The following is a 23,583-nucleotide window of genomic DNA, read 5'->3' as shown; positions in this document are numbered from 1 at the left end:
CCTATGCCCAACCCCAGTGCCCATAACAAACCCGTCGTGCTGATGACCATGGGGGCCCAGGCCCGCAGTGGCCACGCCTACCAGGTCATGACCCACAAATACATCAAGCCTCTGGTGGAGATCAGCGGCTGCGTGCCGCTGCTGGTGCCCACCTGCTGTGGCACCGAGGATCTGGAGCAGTATCTGGACCTCGCCGACGGGGTCTATCTGAGCGGTGCCGGATCCAACATCGATCCAGCCCTCTATGGCCAGGAGAACCTCACCCCGGAGAAGCCCCAGGACAGGGACAGGGATCTGTTCGATATTCCCCTGGTGCGCGCCGCCCTCGACCGTGGCCTGCCGATCCTCGGGATCTGCCGCGGCATGCAGGAGATCAACGTGGCCCTGGGGGGCGACATTCACCAGAAGGTCTATTGCGAGCCGGGTTATGACGATCATCGGGAGGACGCGGATGACCCGGTGGACGAGCAGTATGGCGAGAGCCATCAGGTCGAGCTGGTGCCCGGTACCTGGCTGGCCGAGCTGATGGGGCAGCCGTCGATTCCGGTCAACTCCCTCCATGGGCAGGGGATCAAGACGCTGGCCCAGGGGCTGGCACCCCTGGCCCATGCCGAAGACGGGCTGATCGAGGCGATCCACGCTCCCGCCCTCTCCCCCTTCCTGCTGGCGGTGCAGTGGCACCCGGAGTGGAAGGCCAGCGAGAACCCCCACTCCATCAAGCTCTTCACCGCCTTTGGCGACGCCTGCCGCCGGTTCAGGCAGCAGGTCGGCTAGTCGCCGACCCCTTGCCCTTGAGCCTGGGCAGGGCCTCGTACATCGGGGGCTGCCCAGAGGCATCCGACGTGACGGGCCTGTGACCCCCCACGCCATCAAGGTGTCCACTGCCTTCGGCGACGCCTGCCGCCCGCTCAGGCAGCAGACGGGCTAGTCGCCAAATCCCTTGCCCTTGAGCTTGGGCAGGGCCCCGCGATCAGGGCGCAGGGTACGGCAGACATCCAGCCCCTTGAGGCCCCGCTGGATATGGTCCGGGGCCTGCCCGAGCACCATGCCGTTGCCGCGATAGAGACGGGCATCCTCCAGCTCGAACAGCTCGCCGCCGATGAGCAGTTGCTCCCGGCCATTCACCACCTTGCCCCGTTTCAGGGGCAGGGTCATGTCCACCTGGATCTCGCCGGTGGCACACCCCTCGCGCCAGCGCGCCTCGTCGGAAAACGGGGAGATGGCGATCTCCCGCCAGGATCCGTCCCTGAACTCCATCCGGTAACGGTCTTGCACCAGATCGCATCCCGCCAGCATCACGGGGATCGCCAGCCAGATGACACCCTTCATTCCCTTCACACCCTTGCTCCCTTGTTGTTATTGCCAGATATAGATCACGGAATCTGTCCCTCATCCCCAGCTCAGAGCAGCAGGGTGGCCAGATCCTGCAGCTGTCCCAGCTCCACATCCGGCAGCAGCGACAACGACTGCCAGGACTGACCGCTCTCGTTGAGCCAGGCGGCCCGAAAGCCGTGCAGCCTGGCACCCAGCACGTCGGTCACCGGGTGATCCCCCACATGGAGGATGCGACCGGGGGTCAGCCCCAGGGCCTCTTGCACCTGCACGAACATGTCGGGCGCCGGTTTCATTCTGGCTCCCGCTCCCGCCTTGCAGACCAGGGTGAAGTAGCCAGCCAGGCCCGCCTGCTCCAGATCCAGGTTGCCGTTGGTGATCACCGCCAGCGGGTAGCGCGCCGCCAGACGAGCCAGCAGGGCGTGAGTCGCCTCGCTCACCTCTATCTTCGAGCGCTCGGCCATGAAGCCGGTGAACACCGCCCGGGCCTGCTGCTCCGCCAGCCCGGGCTCCATGCCCCCCTGCACCAGGGCCTCGCGAATGCCACGCTGGCGCGCCAGGCTGACGTCGTGGCTCAGCGTCGGGTGGTCCAGCAGCAACTGGCGCTTGAGCGCGAGCCAGCGCGGCTTGTCCAGCATGGCGGTGGCCAGGTATTCGCTGCGCAGGTGGTCCAGCATCCACTGTTCCGCCCGCGCGATGGCGGGGCCGTTGTCATAGAGGGTGTCGTCCAGATCGAACGAGATGGCGGCCACCGGCTGCCAGCGACGGTAAAACTGCATGGCTGTTCCTCTTTACTCCTCATCCTCTGGCGTTGCGGGCTCCCGCCTGACCCGGGCGACGTGGAGATTGTCATCCCCGCAGATCGCACACCACATCACTCATCCTCCGGCGTTTCCGGATCCCGCTTCGCCCGCGGGTGGGCACTGTCATATACCTTGGCCAGATGCTGGAAGTCGAGGTGGGTATAGATCTGGGTGGTGGAGAGATCCGCATGCCCCAGCAGCTCCTGCACCGCCCGCAGATCGCCGGAGGATTCCAGCATGTGGGTGGCGAAGCTGTGGCGCAGCTTGTGGGGATGCACGTGGGCATTGAGCGCCTGCTTGTTGCCCCAGCCGTCGAGCCGCTCCTGTACAGAGCGGGCCGAGAGCCGCTGCCTGCGCTTGGAGACGAACAATGCCTCCCCCTCGTCACCGGCCAGCAGGGGGCGTACCTTGAGCCACTTGTGCAACCACTCCACCGCCATCCGCCCGATGGGCAGCACCCGCTCCCGCGAGCCCTTGCCGATCACCCTGAGCTGGCGCTCGTCGAGCTTCACGTCCGCGAGGTTGAGCCCCACCAGCTCGGCAAGGCGCAGGCCGGAGGAGTACATCAGCTCCATGATGGCGCGATCCCGTACCGCCAGCGGATCCTGCTCGTCGGTGATGTTGAGCAGCTGGTACATCTCGTCCACGTCCAGGTTCTTGGGCAGGGGCCGCCCCTGCTTGGGGGTGACGATGCCCCGCGCCGGGTTGGCGGTGAGCCGCCCCTGGCGCACCTGCCAGTCGCAGAAGCTGCGCAGGGCCGACACCTTGGTGGCAAGGGAACGGGGCGCCAGCCCCCCCTTGTGCATCCGGGTCACCAGACTGCGCACCTGGCTCGCCTCGAGCCGGGCCCAGTCGTCGACCCCGAGCTTCACCAGCTCGGCGGTCATGGCTTCCAGGTGGGCCTGATAGTTGCTGCGGGTGTGGGGGCTGAGCTGGCGCTCGACCCGCAGGTATTCGATAAAGGCGTCCAGCTCCCCCGCCAGTGCGACCGGCAGGGGGTCGGCGGCAGGGGGCGTCTTGGCAGGGGATCGGGTCGTTGCCTTAGCCACGGGCCAGCTCGGGCAGACGCAGCTGCAGCAGACGCCCCAGCTGACCCAGCAGCAGGGTGTCGTTGTGGGGGGTGAAGTGGCTGGGATCCGAGCTCGCGAAGGCCAGCACGCCGAGCTCCCCGAGCCGCATCAGGGCCACCGAGTTGACCAGCACATCATTGCCAAACAGCGCCTGCTTCTCGCTCTGGTTGAGGCGGCCGAAATAGTAGTCCGTGCCGGGCAGGCGCTGCCCCAGCAGTTGTTCGAGCTGTTTGCCCTGCGCCAGGAAACGCTGCTCGGGGCCGCTCAGCTGGAAATGCCTGGGATTGAGCCAGAGCCGCAGGCCGGTGAGTCGCAGCCGCTGGACGAAGGCCTTGCCCATCACGGCGCTCAGCTCGAACAAGGTCTGGCAGCCGTAGATCTCCCCGTAGAGATCCGCGTAAACCCGAAAGATCCGCTCGTTCTCGCTGGCGACCCCCATCAGTTCGGTGATCTCCTGCTCCAGCTGCTCGATGCGCTCCCGCTGTCTGTCCAGCTGGCGCTCCACCAGGGAGATGGTGCCCTTTTGCGCATGGGGAATGCGGATCTTGTCCAGCATGGCCCCGTGACGCAGGAAAAACTCGGGATAACGGGCCAGGTACTCCAGCACTGTGGCTTCATCCACCAGTGATTCCTGCCGTTTGAGTTCGCTCATAACTTGGTTGATCCATCCGAAAAAGGGGCCAAGGGCCCCGATATGATCCGTTGATGGAGCGGGATCACCCGCTCCTTGTCTACAACTCTATCTGGCCGTCAAAGACGTGCTCGGCCGGCCCCGTCATGTAGACGGGCTGACCCGGTCCCTTCCAGGCGATGGTCAGCTTGCCACCCGGCAGGGTGACGGTGACCCGCTCCTTGAGCTTGCCCTGGCTGATGCCTATCACCACGGCCGCACAGGCCCCGGTCCCGCAGGCCAGGGTCTCCCCCACCCCGCGCTCGAAGACCCTCAGCTTGATCTCGCTGGCGTTGACCATCTCCATGAAGCCGACGTTGACCCGCTCGGGGAAGCGCTCGTGGCGCTCCATGATGGGTCCCAGGGTCTCCACCGGCGCATCGGCCACCGAGGGCACCTCGATGACGCAGTGAGGGTTGCCCATGGAGACGGCACCGCACATCACGGTGTGATCCTGGGCCCGCAGCAGATACGTCTTCTCCGCCTTCTGGGCACGGAACGGGATCTTGCCCGGCTCGAACTGGGGCACCCCCATGTTGACCGTGACCTGGTTCTCCCCTTCCAGCTGTAGAGTGATGCGGCCCCGGGCGGTGCTGACCGCGATGCGATCCCGGTTGACCAGCCCCTTGAGACGCACGAAACGGGCGAAGCAACGGGCCCCGTTGCCGCACTGTTCCACCTCGCTGCCGTCGGCATTGAAGATGCGGTAATGGAAGTCGAGCTCGGGGTCATAGGGCGGCTCCACCAGCAACAGCTGGTCGAAGCCGATACCGAAGTGACGATCCGCCAGCTTCTTGATGATGTCGTTGCTGAAGAACACCTTCTGGGTGACGCCATCCACCACCATGAAGTCGTTACCGAGGCCGTGCATTTTGGAAAACTCAATCAACATCGCGCGTTCCTGTCTCACCGTTAATCACGCTCTCACATGGAGGAACGCTGAAAATCCATCCATCACGGCAGCAGGTGCTCGCCACGCCAGAGATCCGCCAACTGCTCCCGCTCACGGATGAGGTGCGCCTGGTCACCGTCCACCAGCACCTCGGCCGCACGGGGTCGGGTGTTGTAGTTGGAGGACATGGTAAAGCCGTAGGCGCCAGCGGAACGCACCGCCAGCAGGGAGCCCTCGGCAATCGCCAGGGTACGCTCCTTGCCGAGGAAGTCGCCGGTCTCGCACACCGGGCCCACCACGTCATAGAGTGCCTTCTCGTGGGTCGCGCGGCTGTCCACCTCGATGATGTTCATCCAGGCGCCGTAAAGGGAGGGGCGCAGCAGATCGTTCATGCCGGCGTCGATCAGGGCGAAGTTGCGGGTCTCGCCGGGTTTGAGGAACTCGACCCGGGTCAGCAGCACACCGGCGTTGGCGACGATGGCGCGGCCCGGTTCGAACAAGAGGGTCAGATCCCGGCCCGCCAGCTTCTGCTTGAGCGCCTCGGCATACTCGGTGGGGTGCGGCGGCTGCTCGGCGCCGTAGTTGACCCCCAGGCCGCCGCCCACGTCCAGGTGATGGATGTGGATGCCTTCCGCCGCCAGCTCGTCGATGAGCTTGAGCAGCTTGTCCGCCGCCTCCATAAAGGGATTCAATTCAGTGAGTTGCGAGCCGATGTGGCAATCCACGCCCTTGATCTCGATGTGGGCCATGGCCGCCGCCTTGCGATAGATGGCGGGCGCCTGTTCGATGGGGATGCCGAACTTGTTCTGCTTGAGGCCGGTGGAGATATAGGGGTGCGTGCCTGCGTCGATGTCCGGGTTGACCCGCACCGAGACCCGCGCCTTCTTGCCCATGCTGCCTGCGACCCGGTTGAGGCGCTCCAGCTCGGCTTCGGACTCCAGGTTGAAGCAGAGGATCTCTTTTTCCAGCGCAAGGCGCATCTCGGCTTCGCTCTTGGCGACACCGGAGAAGACCACCTTGGCCGGATCACCGCCCGCCGCCAGCACCCGGGACAGCTCGCCGCCGGAGACGATGTCAAAGCCCGAACCGAGACGTGCCAGCAGATTGAGCAGGGCCAGGTTGGAGTTGGCCTTGACCGCGTAGCAGATCAGGTGGGGAATGTCGCCAGCCGCCTGGTCGAAGGCATGCCAGTGGCGTTCCAGGGTGGCGCGGGAGTAGACATAGAGCGGAGTGCCGTACTGGTCGGCAAGCTGTTGCAGGGGAAGCTGTTCGGCCTGAAGCTGACCGTCTGCGTCGTAGTTAAAGTGATCCAAGGGGGCGGTTCCTTCCTAGATTATTGCGGCGCGGCCTCTGAGGCCGGTGTAGCGGTCGCAGGCGAGGCGGCTTGCGGTGTACTCTCTGTCTTGGGCGGTGTCTGCTCTGCAGGTGCGGGCTGTTCGGCCGGCGGCATGTAGAGCGGCCCCGTCAGGCCACAGGCGGCCAACCCGAGCGACAGCGACGCGGCAAACAGGCACTTGGTGAACTGGGTAATCATAATGGTTCGCTGCGAAAAAATTTTTGGCCCTCTATAATCGCACTCACATTGTTAAAAGCAACAGGATAAACCGATGAAGGATCACGAGTATCACGCCCTGACCGACGCCTTTTTCCAGTATGTGGAAGACACCATCGACGAGGGGTATCCGGATATCGACTGCGAACGCGCCGGCGGGGTGCTGACCCTGAGCTTCGAGAACAAGACCAAGGTCATCATCAACAAGCAGGAGCCCCTGCATCAGATCTGGGTCGCCACCCGGGAGAACGGCTTCCACTTCGAGCTGCGCGGTGACAGCTGGATCGACAACCGCTTCGGCGACGAGCTCAAGGCCCTGCTGACCCGGGCCTGCACCACCCAGGCCGGCGAGCCCGTGGTCTTCTCATGACGGATCTGCATCCCGAAGGTGCCCGCCATGCGGTGATCTGGCTGCACGGGCTGGGGGACTCCGGCGCAGGCCTCGCCCCCCTGGTGGAGGCGCTGGCCCTGCCCGCCGACCTGCCCGTCCGCCATCTGCTGCCGGATGCGCCCGAACGCCCCATCACCATCAACATGGGCTACCGGATGCGCGGCTGGTACGACATCAAGAGCTTCGAGGATCCGGCGGATCGCGCCGTGGAGTCCCATGTCAGGGAGTCAGCGGCCCGTATCGCCTCGCTGATCGAACAGTTGGTGGCCGAGGGTTTCGCCCCCGAGCGCATCGTGCTGGCCGGCTTCTCCCAGGGGGGCGTCATCGCCTCCTTCACCGCCCTGCGCCATCCGGTGCCATTGGCAGGCCTGCTCTGCATGTCCACCTACCTGGCTGCGCCCAACACCCTGCCCGGCGAAATGAGCGAGGCGGCCCGCGCCCTGCCCATCTGCTACATGCACGGCATCTATGACGACGTGGTGAACCTCTCCATGGGCTGGGACGCCAAGAACCGGCTGGAAGCGGTGGGACTCAGCCCCGAGTGGCACGAATACCCCATGCGCCACGAGATCTGCCGCCCCCAGCTGGGCGACATTCGCAGCTGGTTGCTGGCCCGCCTCGGCGCCTGATTGTCGGCTCACGGGTAAGACAACGGCCTGCATCAGCAGGCCGTTTGCTTTCATCCCTGACGGCGATGCTCGACGGCATCCCCCCACTGGCTGCGCCCCCTCCACGCCTGATTCCCGCACCACGGATACGACAACGGCCTGCATCATGCAGGCCGTTTGCCATCTTGCCGGTGCTGTTATCAGCGCATCATCCTACTTCCCGCGCCGCGCCTGGGGTGTCCCGCTGCGGGCTCTGGCTGCGGTAGGGGATCACATCGAGTTTGTCACCCACCTGCACGATTTCGTAGTACTGGGGCAGGTTGAAGTTGCTGAACTGACCCGCATTGCTGAATCGCTCGTGACCCGAGGTGTAGAACCGGTTCACCCCCTGTACCAGTTCGTCCTTGTTGCCAGCGAAGTGCTGGTAGATCTCCACCCGATTCGCCTCGTCCAGGATATAGATGTTGGTGCCTGCATCCCGGGTATCGAAGAAGAACTGCACCAGCCCTTCGCTGGCGTAGGCGTCGACGATACCGGGCAGGTGCTGGCTGTGAGTCTTGTCGAGGCGCAGCGGCAGGTGATCCAGCTTGTTGTGGGAGATGTGGCGGTAGAAGTCGATGGCGTTTTCCAGCTTCTTGACCGACACCCCGCGCCGCTCGAAGAAGATGCCGTACTTCTCCTTGCCGAGCGCCAGCGTCTTGACCAGCTGCTGCTTGTCCCGGGCCAGACGCAACTCGATGCATTCAGCCACAAGCTGCTGGAAGCGGGTGCGCACCAGGGAGCGGAAGTGCTGGCTGTAGCAGAACACCTCGATCATCTCGGGGGCCGCGGCGTCCTGGTGCATCTTGCCGAGGATGGTGGTGAGGGCGTCCACCACGGCTTCCTCTCCCTCGAAGTGCAGGGTGCGGATCTCACTCCAGGAGTTGCGATAGACGAGATCCACGGATCCCACCAGACACTCCTGGTTGCGACCGAACGAGAAGACATCCGCGGCGTTGGCATCGAACTCGATCACCTGCCCCACCCAGTGGCTGGACGGGTCCGTCTCCAGGTTCAGGAAGATGGAGAGCTGGCGGATCTCGCACGGCCGGCTCAGGGCCAGGTTGGTCGCGCGGGGATACTTGACCGGGAAGGTCCCGGAGAGATCGCGACAGAACTGATGCAGGTTGTCGATGTGCAGATCCGAGCCCTGGTTGAACAGGTGTACCCGGGACTGGGGCGTCAGCAGGCCGTTGAAATAGGCCCAGGCCACCAGCTTGCTGATGTAGCCGTTATATTCGAGCGGCGCCCGGCCGATGATGTCGGCGGGTTCGAGGGAATGCTTGTAGAGATACCAGCCGGCGCGATTCAGGCGGCCATGGGGCACCTGTACCAGACTGAGATCCGGCTCGCCGAGATCCGGCGCAATCTTGAGGTTGATGCGCTGCACCTTGCCCGGCAGGCTCTCGAATGCGGCATAGAGCTTGCGCGACAGGATGCCGATGTCTTCCGGGTTGATGGACTCGCTGATGTTGTTGCGCCGGGCGAACTGGATGAGGTTGCGGTAGCTCTGCATCAGGGCTTCCAGCAACTCGGCGTAGGCCACCTTGACGTCCTCGACCTTCCACTCCTGGCGGTGATCAAGGTGGTAAAGGCGCTCCGGACTCCAGCCCCAGTAGGCTACCAGCTGGGCCATCTGCTCCCGGCGCCAGTCCGGGGAGTGATCTTCCTTGGGATGGCTCAGCCCGTCGCACACCTTCAGATAGAAGCAGCGACGCACCAGATCGAGGCGCTGCATGTCGCCGATGGACTTCAGGTAGTTGGTCACCTTGTCCAGCATCAGGCAGTAGTTGTCGAGGCGGTAGTGCATCCCCTCGTTGTGCTGGAACCAGTCGCGACTGGTCACCGACAGCAGCCGGGTGTTGGGATACTCGTGGGAGTAGGCCTCCATCAGCACCGACTTGAGCACCGCCTTGTAGGGGGAGTCGATTCCCTTGTAGAGCTGCCACAGGGCGGAGCCGAAATACTCCTCGGCAGGAATGCGATCAAAGCCCCCCAGATCGAGCCAGTCATCCTGGCTCAACTTGCCGTGGGCAAACAGGCCGTTGACGTAGTCGTCGTAGTGATCGTCATATTCGGCAGGCACCAGATACCAGAGCAGCCGCTTGCCGGCGATGTGCATGGCGCTGCGGTAGAACTCGTCGAGCAGCAGCAGGTGCTGGGCGCTGCCGCAGCTCTCCCCCTGCATCTGGGCATCGTTGCGCTGACGGAACTTGTCTTCGGGGATCAGGAAGAAGTTGAGATCGACCCCCCGCTGCTCGGCCCACATGGAGAGGTGCTGGCACTTCTGTTCCAGCAGGGCGAGGCGCTCGCTCGACAGACCGGCCACGTGGCAGACCCAGATGTCGAGATCCGAGTGGCAGCACTGACCGATGGAGGAGGTGCTCCCCATGGAGTAGAGGCCCTGGATGGACTTGTCGTGGGTACTGAGACCGCCCTGGCAGTTGGCGTTCTGGCAGAGATCCTGGATGAAGGCCTGCTGGGCCTCGTTGGCGACAAAACTCCAGATACCATGAGGCACATCCCCTGCCACATAACCGGGCAACAGGGGGTGATTGAAGTGCAGCATGACAGGCAGCAAGTGGAAAACCTGCTGCCCGTAGCGACTCATGAGATCCAGCGCTCGTTGCGTCTTGAGACGATTGAGTTCGTCGTAGCGCGCCACCAGCGTGTCGAGTTTAACCAGCAATGCCCTACCTATGGGGAAGAGAAATGACGCACCAAAACGGGGAGACGTCAAAAAAGTGTGATCATGTTAACAATGCAAACAGCAGTGGTAAACAAGCCCGCACACAATCACCGGATTATTTCTGACCCCGTTCGTAACGGTATCAGAGGAAAGCAATAAAGTTGCTTACTTTCAATAACTTAAAATCAATTATTGGCTGAATGAAAATAATTTTCAGCCCCCGTTTTTGAGCTTGGCCCCGCTTTTGCGGGCTGCGCCATGAAAGCCCCTGCAAAGGGTGGTAAGATCGTTTTCCTCTCAAAAGATGAAACAACTGATTGATATGGCAGCCCGAACCCTGAAAATTGCCACTCGAAAGAGCCCACTGGCCCTGTGGCAGGCCAATTTTGTGAAAGATCGGCTGGAGGCACTCCATCCGGATCTGCAGGTCGAACTGGTGCCCATGAGCACCCAGGGTGACAAGATCCTCGACACCCCCCTCGCCAAGGTCGGCGGCAAGGGGTTGTTCGTCAAGGAGCTGGAGACTGCCATGCTGGAAGGGCGTGCCGACATCGCTGTCCACTCCATGAAAGACGTACCGGTGGAGTTCCCCGATGGGCTCGGCCTGCACACCATCTGTGAGCGCGAAGACCCGCGTGATGCCTTTGTTTCCAACCATTTCAACCAGATAGACGAGCTGCCTCAAGGGGCCGTGGTCGGTACCTCCAGCCTGCGCCGTCAGTGCCAGCTGCGCGCTGCCCGCCCTGATCTCGTGATCCGCGACCTGCGGGGCAACGTCAACACCCGCCTCGCCAAGCTGGATGCCGGTGAATATGACGCCATCATCCTGGCCGCCGCCGGCCTGAAACGACTGGAGATGGCCCATCGCATCGCCGCCTTCATCGAGCCCGAGCAGAGCCTGCCCGCCAACGGCCAGGGGGCGGTCGGCATCGAATGCCGCCTGGATGATGTTGAGCTGCACGCCCTGCTGGCGCCGCTCGAACACCCCGAGACCCGCATCCGGGTGCTGACCGAGCGCGCCATGAACCGCGCCCTGCAAGGTGGCTGTCAGGTGCCCATCGGGGCCTATGCCCTGGTACAGGGAGAAGAGGTATGGCTGCGCGGCCTGGTGGGCAGCCCGGATGGCAGCCACGTCATTCGCGATGAGATCCGCGGCCCCCTGGCAGAGGGCGAGGCGCTGGGCCACACCCTGGCCCAGCGCCTGCTGGCCGCCGGCGCCGACGTTATCCTGGCCGAGGTCTACCGGGCATGAGTGCAGCACAGCCAGGTTCACGGTCATCTGCCTGGAGCGCCGCCTGATGGTCCCCCTGGTGGTGCGCCCGGCCGCCCAGGCCAACCAGCTGGTGCAGATGCTGCACCAGTTGGGTCATGCACCGCTCTGCTGTCCGTTGCTGGAAACCCGGCCGGGATGCGACCTCCCTCACCTGGGTGACATGCTGCGGGAGGCGGACCTCGTTATCGCCGTCAGCATGCATGCCGTTCATTTTGCACATCATTTTCTGTTGCAAACTGGTCAGACCTGGCCACATATTGATTACTTTGCAGTCGGCCAGGCGAGTGCGGATGCCTTCGCCGAGGCGGGCATCCAGGCCCTGTGCCCGGCCGATCCCCGCAGTGAAGGGCTGCTGGCCCTGCCGGCGCTGCAAGGGGTGAGTGGCCGCCGGGTGCTGATCCTGCGCGGCAACGACGGGCGGGATCTCATCGCCCGGACGCTGGCCTCACGGGGCGCACTGGTGCACTATTGTGCCACCTATGAGCGCCACTACCCCGATCTTGACGGGGACGCATTGACCCGCCACTGGCAGGCAGCCGGGCTCGACAGCCTGCTCATCACCAGTGGCGAATTGTTGCAGCGGTTGCTGGCCCTGGTGCCCGGCCCGCAGCACCCCTGGCTTTATGACCGCCTGCTGGTGGTGCCCAGTCCCCGGGTGGCCGAGATGGCAGAAGGGGCTGGTTTTACCCGTATCGTGATTGCCCAAGGTGCATCCAACCAGGCTCTGGTGGCCGCCCTGGAACTGAGGAAGATGGAATGACTGAACAGCAAGAAGTCCAGCCGAGTGCCGCGGCCACCGTGGCCGACAACAACAAGCCCGCTCCCGGAACAACAGGGAGCAAGAAGGGCAGCTCTGGCACCGTGCTTGGCGGCATCGCCATCCTGCTGGCCCTGGGGCTGGCCGGTGGTCTCTATGTGCACGGACACCAGAACGCCGTTGCCCAGCAGGCCGAACTGGTAGCCCTCAAGCAGCAACTGGCCGACGCCATGACCAGGATTGATCAGGGCAGCAGCAAGGATGCCGAACAGATCGGTGCCCTCGGCAAGAGCCAGCAGCAGTTGCAGGAGGCGCTGGACGCCTTGCAGACCAAGGTGCTGGATCTGGACGACAAGCGCCCCAATGACTGGATGCTGGCCGAATCCGAATACCTGGTGCGCATGGCGGGCCGCAAGCTGTGGCTCGAACACGACATCGTCTCCGCCATCACATTGCTCGGCAACGCCGACGAGCGCATCAAGGCGCTCAACGACCCCAGCCTGATGCCCATTCGCAAGGCGCTGGCGGAAGACATCGCCAAGCTCAAGGGGATGCCACGGGTCGATCGCGAGGGGTTGACCCTGAAGCTGGCCGCCCTCTCGGACCAGATCGAGCTGCTGCCCCTCTCCACCGTCAGCATGCCGGAAGCCAAGAGCGAGCCCGACCAGACCGTCAGCACCAACCCGGACGAGTGGCAGAGCAACCTGAAGAAGAACTGGGTCAAGTTCACCGAAAACTTCATCACCATTCGTCGCCGCGATGGCGCCGTGGAAGCCCTGCTCTCCCCGCAGCAGGAGATCTTCCTGCGGGAGAACCTCAAGACCAAGCTGCTGCAGGCCCAGCTCGCCGTCTATCGTGAACAGCAGTCACTCTATGTCGACAGCCTGGAGAAGGCCCAGCGCTGGCTGACCCAGTATTTCGATGCCGACAACAGCGCCACCCAGTACATGCAGTCCGAGCTCGACAAGCTCAAAGGCGAGCAGATCCAGTTTGACTACCCGGATCAGTTCAAGACCCAGACCATGCTGGAACAGGTGCTGACCGAACGCCTGCAACGCATCCTGGCCGGCAACTGAGGAGGAGACCATGATTCGTCTGATCGTCATAGTCGCCGTGATGGTGGCGGGCCTCATCTTCGGTCCCGAAGCCTCCGGCAACAAGGGCTATGTGCTCATCTCGCTGGGCAACTACACTGTGGAATCCTCGGTCACCAGCGCGGTGATCCTGGCGGTGCTGTTCTACGGTGCCCTGCTCATCGTGGAATGGGTGCTGGCCCGCCTGTTCGGCCTGCGCCGCAAGACCCAGGGCTGGTTCGGCTCGCGCCGCCGCCGCAAGGCCAACCTGCAAACCGTCAATGCCACCCTGGCCATGGCAGAGGGGCACTACAACCAGGCCGAGAAGCTTCTCATCAAGGGCGCAGACAACAGCGACACCCCGCTGCTCAACTACCTGAGCGCCGCCCGGGTGGCCCAGGCCCGGGGCGATGACGTGCGCCGGGATCACTACCTGCAGAAAGCCCAGGAAGAGAACCCCAAGGCAGAGCTGGCACTGACCCTGATCCAGACCCAGTTGCAGATTGAGCAGGGCCAGTACGACAGCGCCCTCGGTCGCCTCGAGTCCATCTATGCCCTCAACCCGCGCCACCCCATGGTGCTGGATCAGCTGCGTCAGGTGTATCTGGCCCGTGAAGACTGGGCGGCCCTCATCGATCTCGCCCCTGCCCTGCGCAAGGTGGGCAAGCTGACCGCTCAGCAGGAAGAGACCCTGCTGCACCAGGCGTGGTGCGGTCGTCTGGAGGCCGCCAGCGGCTCCCTCGACACCCTGCGCACGGTCTGGCAGGGTCTGCCCCGCAAACAGCGCCAGGATCCCGTGCTGCTGGCCAGTTACGGGGATCGCCTGCGCCGATTGGGGGCCGATGCCGAAGCCGCCGATCTCTGGCTGGAGGCCCTGCGCAAGGATCCCTCCCCCGAGCTGTTCGCCCGCCTGCCCAAGCTCAAACTGGACGACTACCAGCCCATGCTGACCCTGCTCAGAAAGATCCAGGATCAGCCGGGCGCCGAAGCGGCGCTGGCCCGGGTCTGCCTGCTGGCCGGTCAACTGGACGAAGCCCAGCGGCTGCTGGAGCAGGAAGTGGCGAAGGCGCCGGATGCCGCCCTCTACCACGCCCTCGGCCAGGTGATGGACAAGCGCCGCCTGACCAACAAGGCCAACGAGTACTACCGCCAGGCATTGCAGCTGGCCGACATCTGACGCCCGTTCGTCGCGAAATAAAAAGAGGCCGCAATTGCGGCCTCTTTTTATTGGGATTGTTTATTGCCATTGTTCCGAATGGTGGCTCTCTTCTCCCCTTGCGGGAGAAGGGGGCGGGGATGAGGAGGACAAGCAGACACCCTTTCCCCGAGGGAGAGGATCAAGGGCTCAGGCGGTCAGCCGCTCCAGCTCGCCGATAAGCCAGATGGCCTCCTGGCGATGGGAGCCGCACACGTCCGCCATGGGGCGAAAGCCGCCGCACACCGCCGGGCGCTCCGGCTGGCCGAAGATCTTGCACCCCAGATGCGCATCGAGCTGCACACAGGGCACACCGGCGGGCTTGCCGTCCGGCATGCCGGGAATGGCACTGCTGATGCTGGGGGCGATGCAGCAGGCACCGCATCCCTGACGACATTCCATGTGATTTTTCCTCTGTGGGGCACCGCAGTGTAGCAAGGAGTCCGGTTTCTCCTAAGCCTTATCCCTGCCCGGGCACCCTGGCGCCCTGCAGAGCGCAAAAAGCCCGGCAGTGCCGGGCTTTTTGCTGCGGGAGTCAGCACATCACAGGATGATGTCGCGTACCACGCTGTCCTTGCGATCCAGGACGTGGATCGACTTGATGCGACGGCATGAGAGTACGTGACTTGCCGCCACCGCCATCCTCCTGCTTACAGGATGATGTCGCGTACCACGCTGTCCTTGCGATCCAGGAAGTGGATCGACTTGATACGACGGATGGTGCGCGATTTACCGCGGATCAGCAGGGTCTCGGTGGTCGCCATGACGCCGTCGCTGGTGATCCCTTCCAGCAGATCACCCTTGGTGATGCCGGTGGCCGAGAAGATGACGTTGTCATTCTTGGCCAGATCTTCGAGCTTGAGCACCTTGCTCACGTCGATGCCCAGCTCCTCGCAGCGCGCGATCTCCTGTTCACCCAGGGCGCGAACCTCGGGGCTGTCACCCTTGACCTGGTGGCGGGGGATCAGGCGAGCCTGCATGTCGCCGTCCAGGGCGCGGATCACCGCGGCGGAGATCACCCCTTCCGGCGCGCCACCGATGCCGTAGAGCATGTCCACTTCGCTGTCCGGCAGACAGGTGAGGATGGAGGCGGCCACGTCGCCGTCGGGAATGGCGAACACCCGCACTCCCAGGCCCTGCATCTCCTTGATCGCCTTGTCATGACGCGGCTTGGCCAGGGTGATGACGGTCAGACGGGAGAGGGGCTTGCCGAGCGCCTTGGCCACGGCCTTGAGGTTCAGCTCCAGGGCCTGATCGAGATCGATGGCGCCTCTCGCCTTGGGGCCCACGATCAGCTTTTCCATGTACATGTCGGGGGCCTTGAGGAAGGATCCCTTGTCGCCCACCGCCAGCACGGCCAGGGCATTGGCCTGACCCATGGCGGTCATGCGGGTCCCCTCGATGGGGTCTACCGCGATGTCCACGGCGTCGCCCTGACCCGTGCCCACCTTCTCGCCGATGTAAAGCATGGGGGCTTCGTCGATCTCCCCTTCGCCGATCACAATCTCGCCATCGATCTGGATCTGATTGAGGATGTGACGCATGGCCGCCACGGCCGCGCCATCGGCGATATTCTTGTCACCACGTCCGAGCCACTTGTAGCCAGCCAGTGCAGCCGCTTCCGTCACTCGGGAAAATTCGATTGCCAGTTCACGTCTCATCGCATATCCAACCTTAGGAGCTCGAAAACGGGCGGCATTCTACCACAAGGGCAAACCTTTGCGCGTAAAAGTGGCGACCAGCCACATAAATCCCGGTTTTCATCCCGCTGACATGGAACCGACACGGTTTGTTCATTGCACGGTCACCCGACTGTCATCTGTCACTTCTAGCATGGCCCCGTCTTTTAAAACAAAAGCTTGCAACACAAGGGATCATGATGAAAAAGCTGACAGTAGTAGCATTGGCTCTTACCGCCGCCTTCCAGGCTCAAGCCGTCGAAGTGTACAAAAACGAGAGCACCCTGCTCGACCTCTACGGCCGCATCTACGCCGGTCAGTTCTTCGGCGAGAAGAAAGAACTGGACGCCAACGGTGACATCAAGAACGAATACAGCGACAAGCAGGGGGCCAACCAGTTTGTCCGTCTGGGCGCCAAGGTAGAGAGCGAGATCAACCCGGGTCTCAAGGCGCTGGCCCAGTACGAACTGCAGATGTACATCAACGACAGCGAGAAGACCGTCAGCGAGAACTCCGACAACCTGCGTACCCGTCTGGCGTTCGCCGGTGTCGGCGCCAACTGGGGGACCGTCACCTTCGGTCGCCAGAAGGGGGCTCCTGGCTTCCTGGCGGACTGGACTGATGTCTCCCTCTCCGATGGTTACGGCAACGAGGCACTGGGCGCCAAGACCGACACCTTCGCCACCAACCGCGCCGGCTCCGTGCTGAAGTACTCCGGCCTGTTCAACGGTTTCCAGGTAGATACCAGCTACAAGTTCGATGGCGGTGACACCGAAGAGACCTCCAGCAAGGACAGCGATGCCGCCTACGGTGCCGCCGTGGCCTACACCTTCCCGTTCAACCTCTCCCTAGGGACAGCCTACAACGTGGGCATCCGCGACAAGAGCGGTGAAGAGGATGCCAAGCTGTGGCTGCTCTCCGCCAAGTACGACAACAAGGCCCTCTACGCCGCCCTGAGCTATGCCGACGGCAGCGACTTCCTGGCCACAGGCAAGGATCACACCGGCTGGGAAGGGGCACTGGGTTACAACTTCGAGAGCGGCTTCGGCCTGATGGCCCTGTGGAACAAGCAGAAGGTGGAGCAGGCTGGAAAGTCTGACTACGACTCCATCGACTACTACACCCTGGGTGCCCAGTACAAGTTCAACAAGAACCTGCGCGTCATCGGCGAGTACCGCATCAACAACCTCGACAGCCATGACAGCGGCAAGCTCAACACCAAGGATGACTTCCAGCTGGCGGCCCGCTACGACTTCTAAGTCGGCAACCACCTGACGACACGGCGCACAGAGCACTCTGCGCGCCGTTTTTTATTGTGTCAGGCCAGGGGTTTGTACGCCGACACCAGCAACAGCATGGGGCGCTCCGCCTCCTCCGCCAGGGCCGGGTTGGCCGCAATCTGCGCCGCCGTCGGCCCCCACTCCTCCACGCGGCGGATCTGGAGCCCGGCGGCGACAAGGGCATTGAGGTAAGTGCCCAGGGTGCGGTGATACTTGACTACCCCCTCCGCCAGCCAGTTGCTGATACGCTTGCCCTCGGCCTGGTAGCCGTTGACGGGCCAGGAGCGGCGTCCCTCTGCATCCACCAGCCAGCCCTGCGGCTGCGGGCAGGTGAAGATGGGGTGCTCCACCGAGAACACCAGGCTGCCGCCAGCCACCAGCGCACGGTGGATCTCCGCAAACAGCGGCGCCACCTCGGGCAGGTAGTGCAGCGCCAGGGAGCTGTAGATGAGATCGAAAGGCTCATCGGACAGCGCAAGACCGTCCAGATCCCCCTGCCGATAGCGGATGGCCTCATCCCGGGTCAGCTCGGCGGCACGGGCCAGCATCTTCGCGGAGAGATCGATACCGACCACATCGGCAGCCCCGAGATCTCTGGCTGCCCGGCAGAACCAGCCATAACCGCAGCCCAGATCCAGCACCCGCTTGCCGGCAAGATCCGGCAGCATGGCGTGCAGCGCCGGCCACTCCGGCGCCCCCGCCAGCCCGTGGAGGGAGCGTGGCAGTTGGGCATAGCCCTCAAAAAACCCTGGTTCGTCATAGATATTTTGTGACATTGCACTGTTTCCTCTTGAAGATGGTCAGCCTCTCTGGCCGACGACCCGGCCCTTGCCAAGCATACCCGTCGGTCATGACAGACCATAAAAAAAGCAGAGGCCCGGGCGGGCCTCTGCTCTGTCTCGCACCCGCAGCCTGGCTGCGGGGCAACAAAAAAGGCCATAGACGAGGCAACGTCTATGGCCTTGGTTCAGTCGTGCGGCAAGGTCACGGCTCCCGCGAGGTAGCGAGATCCGGTCGTCACTGCACGATGAATGGATGGGAGGTCTGGGCCTCCACCGGCTCCGGACAATGCTTCATCGTGCGCATCTGTACGGAGTTCATTCGGGTCACTCGCTGATCCGAAGCATAAAGGGTCATGTCACTCACCCGGCCGGGCCGGCTCCATCAACACATTGAAAAATCTGGTGCCACTCTAGGGGACAGGAGTCTCAGAGGCAAGCCCGGCAGATCATGTTTGCCGACCCTCTCACCCCAGCTTCTTCTGCCAGAACATGGCCCGGCCCACCTCGGGATCGAGCTCATAACCCGCAAAGCCGCTGGCACGATAGGCAGCCTGGGCCACCTTGTTCCCCTCCAGCACCTCCAGGGTCAGCTTGCAGCAACCGAGCTCCCGGGCGAGCCGCTCCGCCTCCGCCAACAGCTGCTTGCCGATGCCCTGGCCGCGATGGGCAGGGTGCACCGCCACGTCGTGGATATTGAGCAGCGGCTGACAGGCGAAGGTCGAAAAACCTTCGAAGCAGGTGGCAACGCCAGCAGGCTCCCCATCGACCCAGGCCAGCAGCACGTGGGCACCGGGTCGCGCGGCCAGGGCTGCGGCCAGATTCGCCTTCACCTCGTCCGCCAGCGCACTGCCTCCCCCCATCTCGTCCCTGGCGTATGCGTCCAGCATCGCGATCAGCGCCTCGCCGTGACGAGGGTTGTGCAGATCCGCCCTGATGATCTCGACCATGTTTCTCTCCCTGTGTATGCCGGATGGTGCGCCAAGGCGCGAGGCCACCATGGTAGCCTCCCCCCCGAACCGAACCAAGGTTACCCCGGCCTTTTCCCCGAGGTTCCAGCCCCCTCAGTGCCTGCCCGCCAATGATCTCTTTTTCTTGCATCTTCTCCTTGCAAGGCAAATGAAAATCAATATCATTAGCAACCTCTCGCGATGAGAGAAATCAATAATTACAAATAAATCAACAAGTTCAGGCCGATTGGTCGACAAAGAGTCACACCCAGATGAACCATTCCAACCCCCCGCGCGCCTTGCTGGGCGTCGCCTTGCTGGCGGTTTGCACCAGCCCCCGTGCCGAAGACGAAACCCTGACCGTGGTCGGCAAACGCAGCCAGCACCAGGAGGTCGCTACCGCCACCCGCACCGCCACCCCGGCCAAGCTGGTGCCCCAGAGCATCGAGAGCGTCAAGGCGAGCGAGCTGACCGCCTTCGGCCAGCCCACCCTGAGTGAAGCCCTGACCGGCATCCCCGGCGTCAACGCCAGCGGTGACACCCGTTTCGACGGCGTCACCATCCGCGGTTTCAGCGCCAGCAACGACTTCTACCTCGACGGCCTGCGAGACGACATGCAATACACCCGCGACCTTGGCAACATCGAGCGGGTCGAAGTGCTCAAGGGCCCCGCCGCCGTGCTCTACGGCCGTGGCAGCACGGGCGGCATCGTCAACCGGGTCAGCAAGGTTCCCCAGAAAGGGCAGGCCTCCAGCGTCAGCGCCCGGGTCGGCAGCTTCGACAGCCGACGCTTCGCCGCAGATCTCAACGGCGAGGCAGGAGAGCGTGTACAGGTGCGCCTGAACCTGGCCCAGGAGGACAAGGAGAGCTTTCGCGACGATGTGACCAGCAAGCGCACCCTGCTGGCCCCCTCCGTCAACTGGGAGATCACCGACACCCTGAACTGGCTGGTGCAGTACGAGCGCAACGAGCACGATCGCACCCCGGATCGCGGCATTCCCGGCGTCGATGGTCGCCCGGCGGATGTCCCCATCGAGAGCGTCTACAGCGACACCCGCCGCGACTTCATCGACGATGTGGCCCAGTCCACCCGCTCCCGCTTCACCTGGGACATCAACGATCAGTGGCAACTGCGCCAGCAGCTCGGCTACACCACCCTCGACAGCCAGTTCGACAATACCTATGTCACCAGCGTCAAGGGTGACAAGGTGACCCGCGCCCGCTGGCAGCAGGATCTCAAGGCCAGCAGCCTCACCAGCAACACCGAGGCGGAAGGCCAGCTGCAAACCGGCCCCGTCGCCCATCGTCTGCTGGTGGGCCTGGAGCAGGGCTGGCAGGATCGCACCCCCAAGCTCTACCAGAACGCCAACCCGATCCCGGCAGGCAACCTCTATGATCCGGGCTCCCTGCCCACCTACGACGGCGCCATGAAACTCTCCAGCGACGCCCATCACAGGGTGCGCGGTGTCGGCCTCTATGTGCAGGATCAGCTCAGCCTGGGCGACTGGCACCTGCTGGCAGGCCTGCGCCGCGACGACTTCACCGTCACCAGCCGCCGCAACGACCTCGACAAGGAAGAGACCCTCTCGGTCACCAGCCTGAGTCCGCGCCTGGGCCTGGTGTGGAACCCCATCGAGGAGCATGCCTTCTACACCTCCTACAGCAAGACCTTCACCCCGGTGGGCGGTGAGCTTATCGGCATCACCCCGGGGGACAAGAACAACAACCTGGATCCCCAGCACACCCGGCTCTATGAAGGGGGCGTGAAGAGCGACTGGCTGAACGGCCGCCTCGCCACCACCTTCTCTCTCTACCGGCTGGAGATGTACAACAAACGCAGCAAGGATCCGCTGGATCCCACCCGGGTGATCCTCACCGGTCTGCAGCGCACCGACGGCATAGAGCTGAGCGCCCGTGCCCAGCTGACCGACGAGATCTATCTGCGCGGCGGCGTCGCCATCCAGGATGCCGAGCAGGTCAAGGCAGACGCGGACCTGCAAGGCAAGCGACCGATGAACGTCTCCCGCCAGAACGGCCAGCTGTTCGCCGGCTACCAGAGCGGCAAGCAGGGCTGGTTCGGCGAGACCGGGATGACGGCGGTGGGGGATCGCTTCGCCGACAACGCCAACACCACCACCTTGCCCGGTTACGCCCGCTTCGACGCCCGTGCCGGCTACCGCTGGCCCCAGTGGGAAGCCCAGCTGAGCGTGGAGAACCTGACCGATCACGACTACTTCGTCAGCGCCACCAGCGCGGCCCAGATCATGCCGGGCACGCCCCGTCAGCTGCACCTGACCGCCGCCTACCGCTTCTGATCCTCCCTGTTTACCGACCCCTCTGGCCAGCGTTCGCTGGCCAGATTGTTATGAAGCACCGAACGATGACACGCAGAAAACTCCCCCTGCACAACAACAAGTGGGTGCGCCGCATCCACGCCTGGGCAGGCTTTGCCACCCTCACCCTGATGCTGCTCTACGGCCTCACCGGCCTCTGGCTGCAACACAGGGCCGTGCTGCCCCTGCCCGGTCCCCACACCGCCAAGTCGAGCAAAGAGATAGTACTGAGCACGCCGCTGGCCAGCCCGGATGAATTGAAAGCCCTGCTGCAACAGCGTTATGCAGACATGTTCGAGGAGGGGCGACCCCAGATCACCCCGCCCCAGACCCTGCCCACACCATCCGGCTCCCTCACCCTGCCGGCCCGCTGGGAGCTGCGCGGTGTCACCCTCAGCCAGAGCGTGGCCGCCAGCTATGTGGAAGGCACTCTGCTGGTGCGCACCGAGCTGCAGCAGGCCAACTTCGCTGCCAGCCTCAACCGGCTGCACCGTGGCATGGGCACCGGCCTGCCCTGGCAACTGGTGGGAGATCTGGCGGCCCTGGCCATGCTGCTGCTGGCCCTCACCAGCCTGCTGATGTGGAACAAGCTGCACGGCCCCGCCGGTCGCGGCATCGCCCTGCTGCTGCTGGGCGCCCTGGTCACAGTGCTGGTGGCCCTGCTCTAGCCCTTTTACCGACACCAAAACGGGATCCTGCTCCCGGCGGCGGTAACCTTGCCCGCACCTCGGGTAACAAAGGGTAACCGGCCGCCGATGGGGGTCACAGTTGGCGACCAGGCGGCTGGATAGGGAACGCCTGCGGCTGATAGGGTGCGCCCAGCTCCCGAACGCCGCGAGGAATCATGCGCATCTCCAGCATCGAATGCGGGCGAGTGGTGGCCATCCTGGCCGTGATGACCATCCATCTCTCCCCTTTCAGCAACCCCTTCGACCCCGCCCTGTGGGACGGCACGCCCTACCCTCTGGTCGGAGCCGTCATCAACCAGCTCTGCCGCTTCGCGGTGCCGCTGTTCTTCCTGTGCGCCGGTTACTTCTTGCAACCCGCCCTCGCCGCGGGCCACCCGCTGACGGTCGCACTGCGCTACTGCCGACCCCTGCTGGGGCTCTGGCTGGCGTGGAGCCTGCTCTACGTGCTGATACCCTTCAACCCGCTCGCGGCGGTGAGCGAGGGCTACCTGCACGCCATGGCAGGCCAGTGGCAGATGCAGCTCGGGGATCATCTCAACGTCTGGTGGGTGGGCGGCATGATCCACCTCTGGTTCCTGCCCGCCCTGATGGTGGCGGTGCTGATCCTGGGGCTCTGCCAGCAGGCCCGCCTGCCGAGGCTGGCCCTGCTGCTGGGGGCCCTGCTCTACGGCCTGGCCCTGATCGGCGGCTCCTATGGCCCGCTACTGCCGGGGGGCGAGTGGGCCCTGCTGACCCGCAACGGCCCCTTCTTCTCCTTGCTGTTCGTGGCGCTTGGCGCCGAGCTGCGCCTACGTGCCTGGCAGCCGGACGCCAGGCGCTGCGCCCTGATGATGATGGCGGGGATGGGGCTTTATGCCCTGGAGGCCGCAGGTCTGCTGCGCGTTGCCGCCGTCCCCCTCGCTCGTCATGATTTCCTGCTGGGTTCGCTCCCCTGGGCGCTGGGGCTGTTCGGCCTGCTGCTGGCCAACCCCGCATGGGGCAAAGGCAGCTGGCTGGAGCGCCAGGCCCCCAAGGTGCTCGGCCTCTACTGTCTGCACATGATGCTGGTGGTGTGGCTGATGATCTTCGGCCCCCAGGGCAAACAGGTGTGGTGGGAACTCCTCAAGGTACCCGCGCTGCTGGCGCTCACTCTGCTCGGCTACCGACTGCTGGCGGCCACCGCCCTCAGCCGCTGGTTGCTGCGGGCTCGCTAGAAACAGGACCCTGACCAGCCAGCAGATCAACGTGGTTCAGCGCAAAATCGTGCATCTGCTGAAGCAGGGGGATCAGGGCGACGCCAAGCGGGCTCAGGCTGTACTCCACCCTGGGCGGTACGTCGGGGTAGAGGGTGCGAATGATGACACCGTCGCTCTCCAGCTCCTTGAGCTGGGCGGTGAGCACCTTCTGGCTCACCTCGGGCAGGCAGCGGCGCAAGTCGCCAAAGCGCAGGGTCTGTTCGCGCAGATGAAACAGAATGGCCGGCTTCCATTTGCCGGTCAGCAGGCGCAATACCTGATAGGCGGGACAGGGCAGTGAGGGCACGGTATGGC

The 23,583-nt window shown here is 63.9% G+C and carries 24 protein-coding genes; 11 read left to right on the top strand and 13 right to left on the bottom strand.

Going from position 1 to position 23,583, the window contains the following annotated elements:
* Positions 1-3 precede the first annotated feature (3 nt).
* Positions 4-774 carry a gamma-glutamyl-gamma-aminobutyrate hydrolase family protein gene (locus H7R73_RS01685; protein ID WP_113978141.1) on the top strand — a complete coding sequence of 257 codons (771 nt, stop codon included), beginning with the start codon at positions 4-6 and terminating at the stop codon, positions 772-774.
* Between the two features lie 150 nt (positions 775-924).
* On the opposite strand, the gene H7R73_RS01680 is transcribed toward H7R73_RS01685, so the two are convergent.
* From H7R73_RS01680 to lptM, 7 genes are all read right to left on the bottom strand, one after another.
* Positions 925-1,329 (bottom strand): hypothetical protein, encoded by a 405-nt coding sequence (locus H7R73_RS01680; RefSeq protein ID WP_010672705.1) that lies wholly within the window; start codon positions 1,327-1,329, stop codon positions 925-927.
* 71 nt (positions 1,330-1,400) lie between these two features.
* On the bottom strand, positions 1,401-2,111 hold the full coding sequence (locus H7R73_RS01675; protein ID WP_103259397.1) for an HAD-IA family hydrolase: 711 nt from the start codon (positions 2,109-2,111) through the stop codon (positions 1,401-1,403).
* Positions 2,112-2,206: 95 nt separating this feature from the next.
* Positions 2,207-3,184 (bottom strand): tyrosine recombinase XerC, encoded by a 978-nt coding sequence (gene xerC / locus H7R73_RS01670; protein ID WP_103259396.1) that lies wholly within the window; start codon positions 3,182-3,184, stop codon positions 2,207-2,209.
* Positions 3,177-3,857, bottom strand: coding sequence for a DUF484 family protein (locus tag H7R73_RS01665; protein WP_010672702.1), 681 nt, complete (start codon positions 3,855-3,857; stop codon positions 3,177-3,179). The genes xerC and H7R73_RS01665 overlap by 8 nt, the downstream gene beginning before the upstream one ends.
* A gap of 79 nt (positions 3,858-3,936) precedes the next feature.
* A complete protein-coding gene (gene dapF, locus H7R73_RS01660; protein WP_029313578.1) occupies positions 3,937-4,767 on the bottom strand; it encodes a diaminopimelate epimerase in 831 nt (276 codons plus the stop codon).
* Positions 4,768-4,829: 62 nt separating this feature from the next.
* Positions 4,830-6,080: a diaminopimelate decarboxylase gene (gene lysA, locus H7R73_RS01655; protein ID WP_039039806.1), complete on the bottom strand. Its 1,251-nt coding sequence runs from the start codon at positions 6,078-6,080 to the stop codon at positions 4,830-4,832.
* A gap of 20 nt (positions 6,081-6,100) precedes the next feature.
* Entirely contained in the window at positions 6,101-6,301 is a 201-nt protein-coding gene (lptM, locus tag H7R73_RS01650) for an LPS translocon maturation chaperone LptM (protein WP_082180910.1), read from the bottom strand.
* A 73-nt stretch (positions 6,302-6,374) separates the two neighbouring features.
* Here lptM and cyaY point away from each other — a divergent pair, with 73 nt between their 5' ends.
* Together cyaY and H7R73_RS01640 are read left to right on the top strand one after the other, a co-directional pair.
* Positions 6,375-6,689: an iron donor protein CyaY gene (cyaY, locus tag H7R73_RS01645; protein WP_010672698.1), complete on the top strand. Its 315-nt coding sequence runs from the start codon at positions 6,375-6,377 to the stop codon at positions 6,687-6,689.
* Positions 6,686-7,339: an alpha/beta hydrolase gene (locus tag H7R73_RS01640; RefSeq protein WP_103259395.1), complete on the top strand. Its 654-nt coding sequence runs from the start codon at positions 6,686-6,688 to the stop codon at positions 7,337-7,339. Before cyaY ends, H7R73_RS01640 begins: the two co-directional genes overlap by 4 nt.
* Before the next feature lie 187 nt (positions 7,340-7,526).
* On the opposite strand, the gene H7R73_RS01635 is transcribed toward H7R73_RS01640, so the two are convergent.
* The gene (locus H7R73_RS01635) at positions 7,527-10,046 is read right to left on the bottom strand and encodes a class I adenylate cyclase (RefSeq protein ID WP_042879398.1); all 2,520 of its coding nucleotides are present in this window, start codon (positions 10,044-10,046) and stop codon (positions 7,527-7,529) included.
* 322 nt (positions 10,047-10,368) lie between these two features.
* Between H7R73_RS01635 and hemC the strand changes: the two genes are divergently transcribed.
* Genes hemC through H7R73_RS01615 form a run of 4 tightly spaced genes read left to right on the top strand, consistent with a single transcriptional unit; the run spans position 10,369 to position 14,326 of the window.
* Complete coding sequence (gene hemC / locus H7R73_RS01630; protein ID WP_042865387.1) at positions 10,369-11,298, top strand: hydroxymethylbilane synthase; 930 nt, start codon at positions 10,369-10,371, stop codon at positions 11,296-11,298.
* Positions 11,299-11,344: 46 nt separating this feature from the next.
* Positions 11,345-12,079, top strand: coding sequence for a uroporphyrinogen-III synthase (locus tag H7R73_RS01625; protein WP_039039810.1), 735 nt, complete (start codon positions 11,345-11,347; stop codon positions 12,077-12,079).
* Positions 12,076-13,152, top strand: a complete 1,077-nt coding sequence (locus H7R73_RS01620) for a uroporphyrinogen-III C-methyltransferase (RefSeq protein WP_039039811.1) — start codon at positions 12,076-12,078, stop codon at positions 13,150-13,152. Before H7R73_RS01625 ends, H7R73_RS01620 begins: the two co-directional genes overlap by 4 nt.
* Positions 13,153-13,162: 10 nt before the next feature.
* The gene (locus tag H7R73_RS01615) at positions 13,163-14,326 is read left to right on the top strand and encodes a heme biosynthesis HemY N-terminal domain-containing protein (protein WP_042015365.1); all 1,164 of its coding nucleotides are present in this window, start codon (positions 13,163-13,165) and stop codon (positions 14,324-14,326) included.
* A 168-nt stretch (positions 14,327-14,494) separates the two neighbouring features.
* Here the strand turns inward: H7R73_RS01615 and H7R73_RS01610 are convergent, their stop codons facing one another.
* The gene (locus tag H7R73_RS01610) at positions 14,495-14,746 is read right to left on the bottom strand and encodes a YkgJ family cysteine cluster protein (protein ID WP_010675884.1); all 252 of its coding nucleotides are present in this window, start codon (positions 14,744-14,746) and stop codon (positions 14,495-14,497) included.
* 248 nt (positions 14,747-14,994) lie between these two features.
* Positions 14,995-16,005 (bottom strand): class II fructose-bisphosphatase, encoded by a 1,011-nt coding sequence (gene glpX, locus H7R73_RS01605; protein ID WP_039040467.1) that lies wholly within the window; start codon positions 16,003-16,005, stop codon positions 14,995-14,997.
* A 218-nt stretch (positions 16,006-16,223) separates the two neighbouring features.
* Here glpX and H7R73_RS01600 point away from each other — a divergent pair, with 218 nt between their 5' ends.
* Entirely contained in the window at positions 16,224-17,282 is a 1,059-nt protein-coding gene (locus H7R73_RS01600; RefSeq protein ID WP_029313567.1) for a porin, read from the top strand.
* Positions 17,283-17,341: 59 nt separating this feature from the next.
* Here H7R73_RS01600 and H7R73_RS01595 read toward each other — a convergent pair whose 3' ends face one another.
* Entirely contained in the window at positions 17,342-18,079 is a 738-nt protein-coding gene (locus H7R73_RS01595; RefSeq protein ID WP_103259394.1) for a class I SAM-dependent methyltransferase, read from the bottom strand.
* Between the two features lie 470 nt (positions 18,080-18,549).
* Positions 18,550-19,032: a GNAT family N-acetyltransferase gene (locus H7R73_RS01590; RefSeq protein WP_103259393.1), complete on the bottom strand. Its 483-nt coding sequence runs from the start codon at positions 19,030-19,032 to the stop codon at positions 18,550-18,552.
* Positions 19,033-19,304: 272 nt separating this feature from the next.
* On the opposite strand from H7R73_RS01590, the gene H7R73_RS01585 reads away from it, so the two are divergent.
* The 3 genes from H7R73_RS01585 to H7R73_RS01575 all read left to right on the top strand — a co-directional run bounded on the left by H7R73_RS01585 (position 19,305) and on the right by H7R73_RS01575 (position 23,247).
* Positions 19,305-21,347, top strand: a complete 2,043-nt coding sequence (locus H7R73_RS01585; RefSeq protein WP_103259391.1) for a TonB-dependent receptor — start codon at positions 19,305-19,307, stop codon at positions 21,345-21,347.
* 65 nt (positions 21,348-21,412) lie between these two features.
* Positions 21,413-22,033, top strand: a complete 621-nt coding sequence (locus H7R73_RS01580) for a PepSY-associated TM helix domain-containing protein (RefSeq protein WP_182951454.1) — start codon at positions 21,413-21,415, stop codon at positions 22,031-22,033.
* Positions 22,034-22,209: 176 nt separating this feature from the next.
* Positions 22,210-23,247 (top strand): acyltransferase, encoded by a 1,038-nt coding sequence (locus H7R73_RS01575; RefSeq protein WP_103259389.1) that lies wholly within the window; start codon positions 22,210-22,212, stop codon positions 23,245-23,247.
* On the opposite strand, the gene H7R73_RS01570 is transcribed toward H7R73_RS01575, so the two are convergent.
* Positions 23,219-23,575, bottom strand: a complete 357-nt coding sequence (locus H7R73_RS01570) for a winged helix-turn-helix transcriptional regulator (RefSeq protein WP_042015355.1) — start codon at positions 23,573-23,575, stop codon at positions 23,219-23,221. The genes H7R73_RS01575 and H7R73_RS01570 overlap by 29 nt on opposite strands.
* Between the last annotated feature and the right edge of the window lie 8 nt (positions 23,576-23,583).

The sequence above is a fragment of the Aeromonas sp. WP2-W18-CRE-05 genome (genome assembly GCF_014168615.1).
GTDB lineage: Bacteria > Pseudomonadota > Gammaproteobacteria > Enterobacterales > Aeromonadaceae > Aeromonas > Aeromonas caviae.
Note: the sequence above shows the minus strand (reverse complement) of the source record. Positions and strands in the feature narration are given on the sequence as shown.

What these genes read in the sequence shown, in the direction of transcription:
- H7R73_RS01685 (WP_113978141.1), top strand. Translation starts at nt 4, where the DNA reads ATGCCCAACCCCAGTGCCCATAACAAACCCGTCGTGCTGATGACCATG.
- H7R73_RS01680 (WP_010672705.1), bottom strand. Translation starts at nt 1,329, where the DNA reads ATGAAGGGTGTCATCTGGCTGGCGATCCCCGTGATGCTGGCGGGATGC.
- H7R73_RS01675 (WP_103259397.1), bottom strand. Translation starts at nt 2,111, where the DNA reads ATGCAGTTTTACCGTCGCTGGCAGCCGGTGGCCGCCATCTCGTTCGAT.
- H7R73_RS01665 (WP_010672702.1), bottom strand. Translation starts at nt 3,857, where the DNA reads ATGAGCGAACTCAAACGGCAGGAATCACTGGTGGATGAAGCCACAGTG.
- dapF (WP_029313578.1), bottom strand. Translation starts at nt 4,767, where the DNA reads ATGTTGATTGAGTTTTCCAAAATGCACGGCCTCGGTAACGACTTCATG.
- lptM (WP_082180910.1), bottom strand. Translation starts at nt 6,301, where the DNA reads ATGATTACCCAGTTCACCAAGTGCCTGTTTGCCGCGTCGCTGTCGCTC.
- cyaY (WP_010672698.1), top strand. Translation starts at nt 6,375, where the DNA reads ATGAAGGATCACGAGTATCACGCCCTGACCGACGCCTTTTTCCAGTAT.
- H7R73_RS01640 (WP_103259395.1), top strand. Translation starts at nt 6,686, where the DNA reads ATGACGGATCTGCATCCCGAAGGTGCCCGCCATGCGGTGATCTGGCTG.
- hemC (WP_042865387.1), top strand. Translation starts at nt 10,369, where the DNA reads ATGGCAGCCCGAACCCTGAAAATTGCCACTCGAAAGAGCCCACTGGCC.
- H7R73_RS01625 (WP_039039810.1), top strand. Translation starts at nt 11,345, where the DNA reads ATGGTCCCCCTGGTGGTGCGCCCGGCCGCCCAGGCCAACCAGCTGGTG.
- H7R73_RS01620 (WP_039039811.1), top strand. Translation starts at nt 12,076, where the DNA reads ATGACTGAACAGCAAGAAGTCCAGCCGAGTGCCGCGGCCACCGTGGCC.
- H7R73_RS01615 (WP_042015365.1), top strand. Translation starts at nt 13,163, where the DNA reads ATGATTCGTCTGATCGTCATAGTCGCCGTGATGGTGGCGGGCCTCATC.
- H7R73_RS01610 (WP_010675884.1), bottom strand. Translation starts at nt 14,746, where the DNA reads ATGGAATGTCGTCAGGGATGCGGTGCCTGCTGCATCGCCCCCAGCATC.
- glpX (WP_039040467.1), bottom strand. Translation starts at nt 16,005, where the DNA reads ATGAGACGTGAACTGGCAATCGAATTTTCCCGAGTGACGGAAGCGGCT.
- H7R73_RS01600 (WP_029313567.1), top strand. Translation starts at nt 16,224, where the DNA reads ATGAAAAAGCTGACAGTAGTAGCATTGGCTCTTACCGCCGCCTTCCAG.
- H7R73_RS01595 (WP_103259394.1), bottom strand. Translation starts at nt 18,079, where the DNA reads ATGTCACAAAATATCTATGACGAACCAGGGTTTTTTGAGGGCTATGCC.
- H7R73_RS01590 (WP_103259393.1), bottom strand. Translation starts at nt 19,032, where the DNA reads ATGGTCGAGATCATCAGGGCGGATCTGCACAACCCTCGTCACGGCGAG.
- H7R73_RS01585 (WP_103259391.1), top strand. Translation starts at nt 19,305, where the DNA reads ATGAACCATTCCAACCCCCCGCGCGCCTTGCTGGGCGTCGCCTTGCTG.
- H7R73_RS01580 (WP_182951454.1), top strand. Translation starts at nt 21,413, where the DNA reads ATGACACGCAGAAAACTCCCCCTGCACAACAACAAGTGGGTGCGCCGC.
- H7R73_RS01575 (WP_103259389.1), top strand. Translation starts at nt 22,210, where the DNA reads ATGCGCATCTCCAGCATCGAATGCGGGCGAGTGGTGGCCATCCTGGCC.